A 12,573-nucleotide genomic window follows, 5' to 3' on the forward strand; every position below is an offset into this window, starting at 1 on the left:
ACGATGAACCCGCCGGGGCACATGCAGAAGGAGTGGACGCCGCGGTCCTGAATGGTGGTCGTCACGGAATAACGGGCCGCCGGAAGCTGCTCCGGACGCTTCTGCTCCGGATTCAGGTGGTACTGACGCGCGTCCACAAACGCCTGGGGGTGCTCAATGCGTACCCCCACGGCAAAGGATTTCTGTTCCAGAGCCAGCCCCTCCGCCAGCATCATGCGGTACACGTCCCGTGCGCTGTGCCCGGTAGCCAGCAAAACGGAATCCGCCGCGAATTCCCGGCCATCCGCACAGGCCACGCCGCGTATGCGGCGGCCGTCCGCAGAACGGAGCAGATGCTCTACACGGGTATTGAAATGAACTTCCCCGCCCGCGCGAAGAATGGATTCCCTGATGGCTTTGACGACATTGGGCAGCAGGTTGGAGCCGATATGCGGATGAGCGTCCGTTAAAATTTCCCGTGGCGCCCCGTGGGCTACAAAAATCTCGTAAACCTCCCGCACGGGGCCTCTCTTGGTCGCGCGCGTAAACAGCTTTCCGTCGGAAAACGTGCCTGCCCCTCCCTCTCCAAAACAGTAATTGGAATCCTCCATCACCGTGCCGCGGCGCAGGATGGGAGCCAGGTCAAACCGGCGGGAAGAAACGTCCTTTCCCCGTTCCAGCACCACAGGCTTTATGCCCAGCTCCAAACAGCGGAGCGCGGCGAACATTCCGGCCGGTCCGAACCCGATGATCAGCGCCACAGGGGAGCCGGGACGGACGGGCGGATAGTCCCGGGAAGGAAGACGTTCCGGCGGCAGCTGTTCATCCACCCCGACCAGCAGGCGAAGCTGGAAGAGAATTTTTTTCTGCCGGGAATCAATAGATTCCTTCACCAGCCGCAAATCCCTGATACGGGAGGGGGAAATACCCAGCTTCCGCGCCACGGCGGCGCGGCGCGCGCGCTCGCTGCCGGCCTTTTCCATCGGCAGAATCACATCCACCGTTATTCCTTCCCCTCCGCTCACAGTCCCTCCTTCCCCGGCCGGGGCTGCTGCTGGGTGATGCAGTGGATGGCGCCGCCTTCCAGCACCAGCTTGCGGGCATCCACCCCTATTACCTGTTTTCCGCTGAAACACTCACGCAGAATTCCCAGGGCGCGATCGTCATTCCGGGGCTGGTTGAATACGGGAACAATGACGGCCTCATTCACAATGAGGAAATTGGCGTAACTGGCAGGAAGCTGGTCCAGCCGCCAGTCCTCCGCATGAAGGGGGTCCGGCATCGGCAGGGGGATCACCTCCACGCCGGAGCCGTCCACGCATCTCAAATCCTGAAGGCGTTCATTATTCTCCGCCAGAGCGCGGTAATGGGGAGAGGAAGAATCCGTCTCCACAATGGAAACTACGGCATCCCGGCACACAAAACGCACCATGTCGTCAATATGGCCGTCCGTATCATCCCCTTCAATGCCGGAACCGAGCCAGAAAACGGCTCTGACGCCCAGCATGCGCCTCAATTCCTCTTCAATCATGGCCCGGCTCCAATCCGGATTGCGGTTGGGATTCAGCAGCACGGACTCCGTCGTCACCAGCAAGCCGTCCCCATTGCCCTCAATCGCCCCCCCTTCCAGAATCATGGAAGAACTGCGCAAGGGAAGCCCCAGCGCCGCTCCAATCAGGGAGGGAACTCCGTTGTCCAGATCCCACGGAGCAAATTTGCCGCCCCATGCATTAAATTGCCAATCCGCCAGCATCAGGGAACCGTCCTTCACATCCTGAACGAAAACGGGGCCGTGGTCCCGGCACCACACGTCGTTGGTCGGGTGGTCGAACAGGCGGAATTGCTCCTCCCGCACTCCGGCAGCCTGCATCGCCCGCCTGATGCCGGGATGAAGGGGCGCCGCGGCATTCACGCACACAAGGGCATGCGGGGCAATGGCAGCGGCCACGCTCCCATAAGTCCTCTGCAATTCATCCAGCCCTCCTTGCCACAAATCCCTGCGGTGGGGCCAGGACAGCCAGACAGCATCCTGGGGCTCCCATTCAGCGGGCCAGCGTACATCGGGTTCCTTGTTCATGGCGGTATCGGGCGGTTTAACTGGGCTGGTCCTGAAATTCATAAGGCTCTTCAAAAGCTCTGCGGAAATTCATGAACCCCTTGAAATCATCCAGAGAGTCCTCCGGCTGTTTGGAAAAAACGTCTTCCTCAATCAGTAAAAAAACCATTTCCCCCACATTCTTTCCGTTCCTAATCCCCCATTCCTTCATCACGGTGGAAGCCATAGGCCCGAACTGGGCGAGAGCGTAATCCCGAAATCCTTCCAGCAGTTCCTGTCCGCTGACATGCCTCTGAGAGCCGTTTTCCCGCTCTTCAACACGCTGCATGGTAAAATCCAGCGCATCTTTCAGAAAGGAATACGCCCGTTCCGCAAAACGGGGATCCTTCCGTACAATACGGCTCACGGCATCTTCAAACGTAGGGGCGGTCATAGCGGCTCGCCGCTACCCTATACGGCTCCTTGTGAAAATCAAGATTTTTGGGAGCGCGCCGGCTTCAGAACCGCCCTCAGGGAAAGCATGGGAAAACGAAGGCGGCCGCACCTCCGCAGGAGCTGAAACGCCAGACGCCGCAGACGGAAAAACGCCCAGCCATGTTACAAAACCTTAAAAAACGCACGCGCCCGCATCCTGAATATCATGCTTTTGTACGGGATGCTCTCCGGCTGGCGGCAGATTTCACATGCTGATGCCGTCAAAAAGCCCTGTAAGCAGGAAGGAAACCTTGCCAGCTTCTGGTCCGTTTGTTATGAACGAAATACTTTATGTTCCGTTCCTCCATCATGCTTCTGGCAACCATGCTGTGCGTTTCCTGCGTATCGCACCGGCCTATCCAGGACAGCAGTTCCCCGCCCATTGACGCGGCCAATCCCCTGGACGGCACCCCCGTGGCGCTGGCGTGGAGTTCCGGAACGCAATTAATGATGGGCGTGGACACGGGAGCAGTCCAGACCTCCCTGCTTTTCTCCCCCGCAGTGGAATCCATCGGCGCCCGCCTTCGCGGCAGGGGAGCCATGCGCACGGCCAACGTGCCCGTTTCCCTGAAAGATGACGAAGAACCCATTTCCCGGAAACAGGACGTGGTGATGGCGGACCAGGCTCCGTATGACGGTTTGCTGGGCTGGGAATGCATCCGGAAATATGTGTGGAACATCAACTACCCCAAACGCTCCCACCGTTTTTTCAATAAACTTCCCTCCAGGATAAAAAACTGGAACAAGCTTTCCCTGATCCCCGGGTCCGACTACCCGCAAATCGCGGACAAGCACGGAAGACGCATCATTCTGGACACGGGAGCCCCCCACGCCGTCTATATCTCCAAAAAACGCTGGAACGCCATTAAGCAGGCCTATCCGGACGCGTTCGTCAGCGTCTATTCCGGCTACAGCCCCGCCGCCGGCGGTTTTTACGCCCATGAATGCATGCATGTAAGCTCCTTTCAGCTGGGCCCCCTGGAATTAAAAAACATCCTGCTCTGCGAAAGCTTCGCCAACCCGGAAGTAATGGGCATCCCCGATGACATCGACATTATCCTGGGCTACGGCGCTCTGGCCGCGCGCCAGTTCTGGCTGGACGGCCCGGGGAACGCCCTTTATTTCAGCTCCACCAGCCACCGGATGCCCGCCCCCGCCTCCTTCAACCTGATGGGAGGAACCTTCATCCAGGACCGCAACGGAAACGGCCCCATGAAAGCTTACGTGGCTGAATGGTCGCCCGCATGGGACGCCGGCCTCAGAACGGGGGACGTGCTTATTTCCATTAATGGAAGAAAGAATCCCTATCCGGACCTCGTAGAATACGTTACCACCCAGCGGGGGGCCCAGGCCAGCGTGGTGGTCCAGCGCAGGAACAGGCTGGTGCGCATCCAATGGGAAGTTCCGGCCGCCCCCCCCGCAGGGGACTATTACCCCACGCCCCAGGCCATTACGGAACAGGAATTCGAAAAACACGTCAGGCAGCAGGAAAAAAAAGAACAGACCCAGCCACCCGCAGACGGCCAGCAGCCCCCGGCTACAGCCGGAGAAACTCCGGATGAAGCCGCTCCCGCACCTGACGGGAAAACGGACAAAGCCTCCGCTGCCTGAGCCAGACCAGCAACCAGCCCTTTCTCCACACCGACATGAACAACGCGCAACACCAGAATATCCAGCCTTCCGCCGTCCCCGCCATTCCCTCCCCCTTCCAGAAAAAAACCTGCTGGCATGCCCTGACAGGCGCCTCCATTCTGGTGATGCTGTGCATCGCGGCTTTCGTCATTTTTGAAGTAGTGGAAGTTCTGGGGTTCCTGGAACCGGTGCTCCTGCCCATCCTGATTGCCGCCGTCGTGGCGTATCTGCTGGAACCTATCGTTTCCTGGCTGGTGCATTTCAAATTCTCCCGCCCCTGGGCCGTAGTCACGGTCATGTTTGCGGCTCTGGCTGTCCTGGTAGGCTTTGGAGCCACGATTCTTCCTCCCCTGATCAGGCAAACGGACGAACTGATCGACAACCGGATGGAGCTATGGAACAAAACCTCCGAACTGATTGACTCCACCATTGAAATACCTTTCATTTCCCGCACCATTGACAGTGTTTACAGAACCAGTCTGCGGGAACTGAATACCAGCCATTATACGGAGGCGGAAATCCATGACCTGAGAAACGCCCGGACCGCCCGGGAAAAACTGGGAGCCTACATGACCATCAATTCCTCCTTTTACCAGGACAAGCTGATGAGCTGGCTCACTTCCGGAGGGAGAGCCCTGTACAGCACCATAGGAATCATGGTCAGTATCCTGATCACGCCCATCTTCGCTTTTTATTTTCTGCTGGAGGCGGACAAAATCAAAGAAAAATGGCCCAGCATCCTGCCCCTGAAAGTCTCCAAATTCAGAAAAGACGTGGTGGAGACCATGGAGGAAATCAACGGCTACCTGATTTCCTTCTTCCGCGGACAGATGCTGGTGAGCATCATTGAAGGCATTCTGATCGCCATCTGCCTGAAACTGCTCGGTCTGCCATACGCCATCACCATCGGCGCCGCGGTCTGCGTGCTGGGCATTGTTCCCTACCTGGGCATTATCACCGCCTTTATCCCTGCGGTGCTGCTGGCCTGGTTCACATGGGGAGATTTCCAGCACGTGCTGATTGTTTCCGGCATCTTCCTGGCCGTCAACCAATTTGACGGATGGGTCATTCAGCCGAAAATCGTGGGGGATTCCGTAGAACTCCACCCGCTCACGGTCATGTTTTCCGTGCTGATCTGGACGCTCATTCTGGGCGGCCTGGTCGGCGCCCTGCTGGCTGTCCCCCTGACGGCAGCCATCAAGGTCCTCTACAAGCGGTACATCTGGCAGAATGCCAGCATGCGCCCCATGACGGAACCCGTGCTTCCGCCGGAACAGCCCGGCGAACAGCCTCCGGACAATCCCGAAGGTCCGGCCCGCGCCTGAACAGCCGCATCCTTCCAACCGCCTTTTCCAGAAAATATCATCACACACACCTGGCAACATGAATAAACCCGCATTACACCTGATGCTTGCCCTGGCAGCGGCGGCGGCCTGCCCGGCCGCAGTCACGCCCAAGGTCAAGCCTCCCAGGGCCATCGTCATGATTTACGCTGACGACCTTGGCTACGGAGACGTAGGCTGCTATGGAGCCAAAGGGATTCCCACCCCCTCTATCGACAGGCTTGCCGAGCAGGGCTGCCGCTTCACGGACGCCTATTCCACCACATCCGTCTGCACCCCTTCCCGCTATGCCCTGTTCACCGGGGAATACCCGTGGCGCAAGGAAGGCACGGGCATCCTGCCGGGAGACGCCGCCCTCATTATCGATACCAAGAAACCCACCCTGCCCAGGATGCTCCAATCCCACGGCTACAAAACCTACATGGTGGGCAAATGGCACCTGGGCCTGGGGGAAAAGGGGAAGAAAATTGACTGGAACAGGCATATCTCTCCCAGCCCGAACGAAATCGGATTTGACGAAAGCTTTATCTTCGCCGCTACGGGCGACCGCGTTCCCTGCGTGATTCTGGAAAACGGCAATGTCCGCAATCTGGACCCGAACGACCCCATTGAAGTATCCTACAAGCACAACTTCCCCGGGCTTCCCAATGGCAAGGACAATAAGGACCAGCTCAAACTCATGTGGAGCCACGGGCATAATCAGGCCATTATCAACGGAATTGGACGCATCGGCTTCATGAAGGGAGGCAAAAGCGCCTTGTGGAAGGATGAGGAAAACGCCGATGTAATTACGGATAAAGCCATTGAATACATCCAGAAGAGCGCCAAAGCCAAGGAACCGTTTTTCCTGATGTTCGCCACGCATGACATCCACGTGCCGCGCTGCCCGGAAAAACGCTTTGTAGGCAAAAGCCGGCACGGCGTGCGCGGTGACGTGACCGTGGAACTGGACGACTGCGTGCGCCGCATCACGGACGCTCTGCAACAGGCCGGTCTGGAAAAAGACGCCCTGGTGATCTTCTCCAGCGACAACGGCCCCGTGCTGGATGACGGCTACAGGGATTTCGCCGTCCGGGACAATGCCGCCCATTCCCCCGCCGGCCCCTTCCGCGCAGGCAAATACAGCATTCTGGAAGGAGGTTCCCGTATTCCGTTCATCGTCAAATGGCCCGACGTGGTCTCCCCCGGAACCACAAGCAAAGCCCTGCTCAACCAGATGGATCTGGGAGCTTCCCTGGAACAACTGCTGGCCCCCGGCAAGGCCAATTCCTTCCGTGACTCTGAAAACGTGATGCCCGCCCTTCTGGGCAAATCCGCCAAGGGCCGTGACTACCACGTCATCAACAGCACCGGCAAAGCGTTGGCGATCCGCCACGGCAAATGGAAGTTCATTCCCGCCGGCGTTGCCATCCGCGACGGCATCAACGGAGCCTCCGCGAAAATGAGCAAGTCCCCGGAAGGAGGAAGCCTCTTTGACCTGGAAAAAGACCCGAAGGAACTTGACAACGTAGCCGCCCGGCATCCGGACATTTGCGAGCAGATGAAAGCCAAGCTTGAGGAAATCCGCCAGAGACCCGAAACCAAGGCTGACCGGGAGGATCTGCTCCCCTTGGACGACTAACATCTATCCGAGCCAGACCATGAGAGAATCCGCCACATGCTCCCAATGCGGCCACGGGTACACCTACCCGGCCAGGCTGGACGCCAAAACCGGCATGCGCTGCACGGCGTGCGGCGTTCTGATTCACGTCACAACGGGGCTTCCCTTCGGGGAAGCCCCCTCTTCACTATCCGGCCGCAAACCGGAAAACGCCATGAAAACGCAGTCCTCCCTGCCTCCCGTCAAGAAAAAGCGGCCGTCCTTCTCCGGACGCGATACTGACGAGCGCGGCATCCGGCAGGAACGTCTGCCGCAGCTGCCACCCGCGGCCCCCGAAGGCCGGATTCCGCTGCATCATGGCTGGCGTGGGGGCTGTCCCTGATCGCGTTGATTCTGGCCTTTATCTTCCCCTCCTACGGGAACGATTCCACAGATCCGCTGTACATGCTTCAACTCCTGCCCTCCATGATCTTCGGCTGCTCTGCGGCCATCCTTTTCATCCAGGGCCTGGCGGCCTTGCGCCGCTGAAAAGAGGCAACACCTCTGAAATCATCCGGCTCAATACATCAGCGATCCATCCCTAAAACAGTCTGCCGGAACCCATACTTCTTTCCGCAAAACCGGGCTTTTAGACTTGCCTGTCAAATTGACAGATTTTAAGTTACGTTCCGGTAAACGTTATGGAACGGGAAACAGAGGCAAAGGAAAACCTGTGGAGAACCAGACTGGATGCCGTCCTGATGCACAGAATATGGGGGTCCCTTATTTTCCTGGGCATTGTTTATATTATTTTCTTTCTAAGCTTCGCTATCGGGGATCCGCTGGTCAGGCTCATCCAGACGGGCACCCAGCTGTTCAGCGTCTGGGCCTGCCGCATGCTGGAACCGTGGCCCCGCCTGCAATCCCTGCTGGGGGAAGGCGTGGTAGGCGGCGTGGGCGGAGTACTGGCCTTTCTGCCCAACGTGGTTCTCCTCTTCGGGGCCATTACTGTGTTGGAAAACAGCGGATACATGATGAGGGTTTCCCGCCTGATGGGCCGCATCATGAAAATCATGGGATTGAACGGCAGCAGCTTTGCCCCCCTCCTGCTGGGATTCGGCTGCTCGGTTCCCGCCATCCTGTCCACCAGGAGAATTGAAACGCGCAGCGACCGTCTGGTCACCATCGCCGTGCTGCCCATGATGAGCTGTGCGGGCCGCCTGCCGATCTACATGATGTTCGTCTCCGCCCTGTTTCCCTCCCGCCTGCAGGCCCCCGTTCTGTTCGGGATTTACGCCAGCGGCGTCCTGCTGGCGCTATGCTGCGCCCGGCTTCTGAAAAACACGCTTTTCAAGGCGCCCCAGAGGGATTCCCTCCACCACATGAAACGCCTGCGCCTCCCCTCCCTGCGGAAGGTGGGCATCCTGATGTGGTCGCGGGCCTTCATGTATGTCCGGAAAGCGGGCACCTTCATCCTTGGGGCCTCCATCATCCTGTGGTTCCTGAACACCTACCCCAGGCCGGAAGAAGACACGGCGCCGACAAACGCAGCGGCCATGGAACGTTCCTACGCCGGACAAATAGGCCATTGGATGGAACCCGTCACGCAGGTGGCCGGATTTGACTGGAAAATCAATTCCGCCCTGGTGGGAGCCTTTGCCGCCAAGGAAATCTTCGTCACCCAGATGGGCATCCTCTATGCGGTGGAAGACGGGAATTCGGGCCCGGCGGCCCAGCAGACATTGAACGCCCGCCTTAAAGCCAGCTACACCCCTCTCCAGGGCATCAGCATCATGATATTCTGCCTGATCGCCCTGCCTTGCATCGGCACCGTTACCGTCGCCAAAAGGGAAGCGGGCACCTGGTGGTTCGCTCTGGCGCAATTCGGCGGATTGACCCTCCTGGGTTTTGCAACGGCCACGATGATCTACCAGACAGGTCTCCTTCTGTAAGGGCCAGCCATAAAAAACCGGGAGCAGGACGCGCCGCTGGAACCTTCCCTGTTTTTGCAAGTCGCCCGGGTATCCTTTTCCGTTTCTCCCCGGGAATCCCTCAGGCAGCCCCGCACTCCTCCGCGGGCCGGAAGGACGGTATTCATTTCATCCCATAGCATAGCCGGCCTTTCACCGGGTCCTTCTCCGTCAATCACCGTACCGTATTCTTTCCTGTCCGTGGCAGCGTCCTCAATGTGGAAGATAACGTGGCCGCCTTTGGGGGCTGGATTGACATTGGAGGCTTGCCTCCCCCCCCTGTCCTGTTGATGGTTGGCCTCGTCATCTCCTGCCGCTGCCAGCTTTCAGACTCTTTAACCCCTAATTCACCCTATTTCAACCATACTGCCCCCTTTCATCATCACGGTTATCACTTCCACACATAAAAAAACCGGAGGGATTATTTTCCCTCCGGTTTGCGGATGCGATTGATGAAACCTCTTAAATGGTCTTAATCACGGAAGACTCGTCATCTTCCCTGTCCTCGGCAGAAGCGGCCTTCTTGGCGGGAACAGGCGTCTTCTTGACCTTTTCCAGAGCCTTTTCCACCGCCGTAATCACCTTGTCTTCCCCGGTTTTCTGGCTGGACAACTCATTATAAATCTTTTCCTTGGCCTCATAATCAGCCTTGGCGGCAGCATCGCCGGGGTTGGCCTTGAACTTGTCCTCCGCCTTGAACAAAGCTTCCTCCGCAGCCTGGAATTTTGGTTCCACCGCGTTTCTCTGATCTTCCGCCGTCTGCTTGATGCGGCCCAGCAGGCGAATCACGTACGGGCGGTTGCTGAGCCTCTTGAATGCGGAAACCAGAAACTGGCGGCGTTCGCTCGTTTTGGCATCCGCAATAAGGGGATCAAACAACTTGAGCGTGGCGTTGTCATCCCGGTCACGGTCCACGGAAAGTACGCGGAGAATGGAATCATGAGCCTGAGAACGCACCCGTTCATGCAGGGATTCGTCTTTCCATGCCTTGAACAGGTACGGCACGGCGTCATCCGTATTCCAGTCCCCCCAGGCCGTAATGATGGCAAGCGCCTTTTTGGGATCCTCCTTATAGCTCTGTTCCATCATGTCCAGCACCTTGGAATCCCCGGTGCGGGCCAGCAGCTTGTAGAGCATTTTAACATTTTCCTCCGGCATGTTTTTCTGATGCTGGAGCAGTTTGGAAGAAAGAGCCTTGCGCTTGGCCGGAGGAGCTCCGTCAATCAGGTAGCGGGCCGTACGGAAAGCGGAAGAAATCAAATCCGGGGAAGCATCCTTCTTCTGAAGGATTTCCATAACGTCGTCAAGGTCGTCCAGCTTCATGGCAAAACGCATGTATTTGAGCACTACGGCCTGCTTGTCCTGGATCTTCTTGTTCTTGCTGTTGCTGATGGAAGCGTACAGGTCTTTCAGCATATCGCGCATGGCGGGGCTGGAAGACTTGGCCAAGAGGGTCACCATCATGGAATATTTTTCCTTGCTGTACCTGCCGACATTTTTTTTCATGTCTTCCACCACCTGGCGGGCAATATTGTCATCCATCTGGGCCATGATGGAAACCAGGTGGGCGGCTCCGGGCCAGTTTTCCCTGTTGCCCTTGACTCCCCTCACATTGGCGAGCAGCAAAGCGGCATCCTCGGCATCGGGAACGACTTTCACATCCGGAACGCGGCTGAGATTCTTGGAATCAAACAGACGGCTGCGGCCCAGTTTCCCGCCTTCCACTACCAGCGCATTCAGTCGGGCGTTCTCTCCTTCCACCTTTTCTTTCTTGCTGTTGGTGCTCCAGGCATAAATTCCTACGCCGGCAGCGATGACAACCAGGGCGCATACCCCATAAATAACACCCCGCAGCAGGGACCTGGATTTATCCACGGAATCGGCCATATCCCGGGCAGATTCCGTTCCGGCGGGAGGCTGAATACCGCCGTCGCCCGCCAGAGGGGTGTCGGCGGCAGGGGAAACTTCTGCGGTATTGACAGGCTGGGGAACCGCGGCGGGAGACACGGAAGAAACGGGAGCGGCCCCCACAGGGGTTTTCAACACTTTCAACTTGGGAACGGCGCTTTCCGGAGCGGCTACTGGCGGTTTCTCCGCCGCAGCGGGAGCGGCGGCCGTCTTGAAAACTTTCAGTTTGGGAGCGGTGCCCGCTGGAGCGGGTTCCGGAACAGACGGTTCCGGAGTCTGCACAGCCGCGGGCGCTACCCCTGCGGCCTGGGACAGGGCAGCGGCCTGGGCCTCCGCCAGGGCTTTCTGGGCCTCCGCCACCTTGGCGAGGGCATCCTGAATCTGGGCATCCACGGACGGGTCAGGCAAGGGGGCGGAAACGGCTTCCTTTTTCTCCTGTTCCGCCGCAAGGCGCGCTCTTTCCTCTTCAGCGGCTACACGGGCTGCTTCCTTTTCCGCGGCAATGCGCGCGGCTTCGGCAGCCTCCTGTTCCGCCCTGATTCTGGCGGCTTCCTCCTCGGCAGCTATTCTTGCCGCCTCCTTTTCTGCGGCGATACGGGCGGCCTCCTGCTCGGCGGCCGCTTTTTCCGCAGCAATCCTGTCCGCCTCCGCCTGTTCCGCTGCACGGCGGGCGGCTTCCTCCTGTTCCTGAGCCAGCTTGGCCTGCAACTCAGGAGTGAGAAAACGCGGCTTGACAACCTCCACGCCTTCCGCGGCGGGAGAAACAAATTTTACCTTGGGCCCAGCTGCGGGGGCTGCCGTTACCAAACGGCGCCGCAGCTTGGGAGGTTCTGGCGAAGACGGAGTTCCTGTCTGATCGGTCATCATGATAAAATGGCTGGGAAATTGGGATGATTTTATACGATTCCGCTTCTCCCTGCAACCTCAAAATCCCGGCTGGAGAACGGGCGCGGGAACAGCGGCCGCATCCGGATCAACAGGAAAATTGCGGAAAAGGCTTCACCTGGGATATAACATGGAAACGCGTTTAAATATCCCTCAATTTCTCCTGCAAAATCATCAAAAAATCAATCCGTTAGCAATAAAAATCAGGAATAAAGTAAAGAGAACGCGACAGAACTTCAACAACATGCGCCCGTCACTTAAACATCCTCTTAAAAGATATTAAAATATATATACTTTTTTCTTGCCAGACCAAAAATAATTGGTTAAGTAAATAATCACTCGTCAACATCATGAATTCCAACGACAGTACCAAAAACAGGAGGCGCTACACGCCCGAAGAAAAACAATCCGTTCTTGATTTCATTGCTGAACGGAAAACTCAAAACAAAAGGGGCGCCCAGAAAGAAGCCTCCGAACGGTTCGGCATCAGCACGGTGACCATCTCAAGCTGGATGAAGGCATCCAAGGTCAAGCGCGGCCGCAAACCCGGCACCAAAAATACAGCCGCACCCAAAGCGCAGCCTCTCGCAGCCGCCCAGCCCGCCGACCTGCGCCGCCTGGCGGCCGTTCTGGAAGAAATCGCCGAACTTGAAGCCCAGACAGCCAAACTCGACACCCTGCGCGCTGAAGCGGAGGAACTCAGAAACAGGCTGACTGCCAAGCAGGCCTGATTGCTTTTACCGCTTT

Annotated in this window: 12 protein-coding genes; 8 read left to right on the forward strand and 4 right to left on the reverse strand. The window is 57.9% G+C overall.

Going from position 1 to position 12,573, the window contains the following annotated elements; all coding sequences use genetic code 11:
• From B3075_RS06365 to B3075_RS06375, 3 genes are all read right to left on the reverse strand, one after another.
• Positions 1-1,004 (reverse strand): NAD(P)/FAD-dependent oxidoreductase (locus B3075_RS06365; protein ID WP_290492051.1); only part of this gene is annotated, 1,004 nt, incomplete at its 3' end.
• The gene (locus B3075_RS06370) at positions 1,001-2,056 is read right to left on the reverse strand and encodes an agmatine deiminase family protein (protein ID WP_290487646.1); all 1,056 of its coding nucleotides are present in this window, start codon (positions 2,054-2,056) and stop codon (positions 1,001-1,003) included. The genes B3075_RS06365 and B3075_RS06370, both read right to left, overlap by 4 nt.
• Positions 2,057-2,072: 16 nt before the next feature.
• Positions 2,073-2,468: a Minf_1886 family protein gene (locus B3075_RS06375; RefSeq protein WP_094135683.1), complete on the reverse strand. Its 396-nt coding sequence runs from the start codon at positions 2,466-2,468 to the stop codon at positions 2,073-2,075.
• A 350-nt stretch (positions 2,469-2,818) separates the two neighbouring features.
• On the opposite strand from B3075_RS06375, the gene B3075_RS06380 reads away from it, so the two are divergent.
• The 6 genes from B3075_RS06380 to B3075_RS06405 all read left to right on the forward strand — a co-directional run bounded on the left by B3075_RS06380 (position 2,819) and on the right by B3075_RS06405 (position 9,015).
• Positions 2,819-4,120 carry a PDZ domain-containing protein gene (locus tag B3075_RS06380; RefSeq protein ID WP_143247168.1) on the forward strand — a complete coding sequence of 434 codons (1,302 nt, stop codon included), beginning with the start codon at positions 2,819-2,821 and terminating at the stop codon, positions 4,118-4,120.
• Between the two features lie 35 nt (positions 4,121-4,155).
• Positions 4,156-5,466, forward strand: coding sequence for an AI-2E family transporter (locus B3075_RS06385; protein ID WP_290487648.1), 1,311 nt, complete (start codon positions 4,156-4,158; stop codon positions 5,464-5,466).
• Between the two features lie 58 nt (positions 5,467-5,524).
• Positions 5,525-7,105, forward strand: coding sequence for a sulfatase family protein (locus B3075_RS06390; protein ID WP_290487649.1), 1,581 nt, complete (start codon positions 5,525-5,527; stop codon positions 7,103-7,105).
• A gap of 19 nt (positions 7,106-7,124) precedes the next feature.
• Positions 7,125-7,466, forward strand: coding sequence for a hypothetical protein (locus B3075_RS06395; protein WP_290487650.1), 342 nt, complete (start codon positions 7,125-7,127; stop codon positions 7,464-7,466).
• A 5-nt stretch (positions 7,467-7,471) separates the two neighbouring features.
• Entirely contained in the window at positions 7,472-7,612 is a 141-nt protein-coding gene (locus tag B3075_RS06400) for a hypothetical protein (RefSeq protein WP_290487651.1), read from the forward strand.
• A 152-nt stretch (positions 7,613-7,764) separates the two neighbouring features.
• Complete coding sequence (locus B3075_RS06405) at positions 7,765-9,015, forward strand: ferrous iron transporter B (protein WP_290487653.1); 1,251 nt, start codon at positions 7,765-7,767, stop codon at positions 9,013-9,015.
• Between the two features lie 480 nt (positions 9,016-9,495).
• Here the strand turns inward: B3075_RS06405 and B3075_RS06410 are convergent, their stop codons facing one another.
• Positions 9,496-11,808 carry a hypothetical protein gene (locus tag B3075_RS06410; RefSeq protein ID WP_290487655.1) on the reverse strand — a complete coding sequence of 771 codons (2,313 nt, stop codon included), beginning with the start codon at positions 11,806-11,808 and terminating at the stop codon, positions 9,496-9,498.
• Here B3075_RS06410 and B3075_RS06415 point away from each other — a divergent pair.
• Both B3075_RS06415 and B3075_RS06420 read left to right on the forward strand, forming a co-directional pair.
• The gene (locus B3075_RS06415) at positions 11,807-12,109 is read left to right on the forward strand and encodes a hypothetical protein (protein ID WP_290487657.1); all 303 of its coding nucleotides are present in this window, start codon (positions 11,807-11,809) and stop codon (positions 12,107-12,109) included. The two genes, B3075_RS06410 and B3075_RS06415, sit on opposite strands and share 2 nt — an antisense overlap.
• A 67-nt stretch (positions 12,110-12,176) precedes the next feature.
• Positions 12,177-12,557 carry a hypothetical protein gene (locus tag B3075_RS06420; RefSeq protein WP_094135669.1) on the forward strand — a complete coding sequence of 127 codons (381 nt, stop codon included), beginning with the start codon at positions 12,177-12,179 and terminating at the stop codon, positions 12,555-12,557.
• The last annotated feature ends 16 nt before the right edge of the window (positions 12,558-12,573 follow it).

The organism is Akkermansia sp. UBA7090, assembly GCF_002493465.1.
Lineage (GTDB): Bacteria > Verrucomicrobiota > Verrucomicrobiia > Verrucomicrobiales > Akkermansiaceae > Akkermansia > Akkermansia muciniphila_A.

Bases quoted from the DNA above. Each gene is read 5' to 3' on its own strand.
- B3075_RS06370 (WP_290487646.1), bottom strand. From the start codon at position 2,056: ATGAACAAGGAACCCGATGTACGCTGGCCCGCTGAATGGGAGCCCCAG.
- B3075_RS06375 (WP_094135683.1), bottom strand. From the start codon at position 2,468: ATGACCGCCCCTACGTTTGAAGATGCCGTGAGCCGTATTGTACGGAAG.
- B3075_RS06380 (WP_143247168.1), top strand. From the start codon at position 2,819: ATGCTTCTGGCAACCATGCTGTGCGTTTCCTGCGTATCGCACCGGCCT.
- B3075_RS06385 (WP_290487648.1), top strand. From the start codon at position 4,156: ATGAACAACGCGCAACACCAGAATATCCAGCCTTCCGCCGTCCCCGCC.
- B3075_RS06390 (WP_290487649.1), top strand. From the start codon at position 5,525: ATGAATAAACCCGCATTACACCTGATGCTTGCCCTGGCAGCGGCGGCG.
- B3075_RS06395 (WP_290487650.1), top strand. From the start codon at position 7,125: ATGAGAGAATCCGCCACATGCTCCCAATGCGGCCACGGGTACACCTAC.
- B3075_RS06405 (WP_290487653.1), top strand. From the start codon at position 7,765: ATGGAACGGGAAACAGAGGCAAAGGAAAACCTGTGGAGAACCAGACTG.
- B3075_RS06415 (WP_290487657.1), top strand. From the start codon at position 11,807: ATGATAAAATGGCTGGGAAATTGGGATGATTTTATACGATTCCGCTTC.
- B3075_RS06410 (WP_290487655.1), bottom strand. From the start codon at position 11,808: ATGATGACCGATCAGACAGGAACTCCGTCTTCGCCAGAACCTCCCAAG.
- B3075_RS06420 (WP_094135669.1), top strand. From the start codon at position 12,177: ATGAATTCCAACGACAGTACCAAAAACAGGAGGCGCTACACGCCCGAA.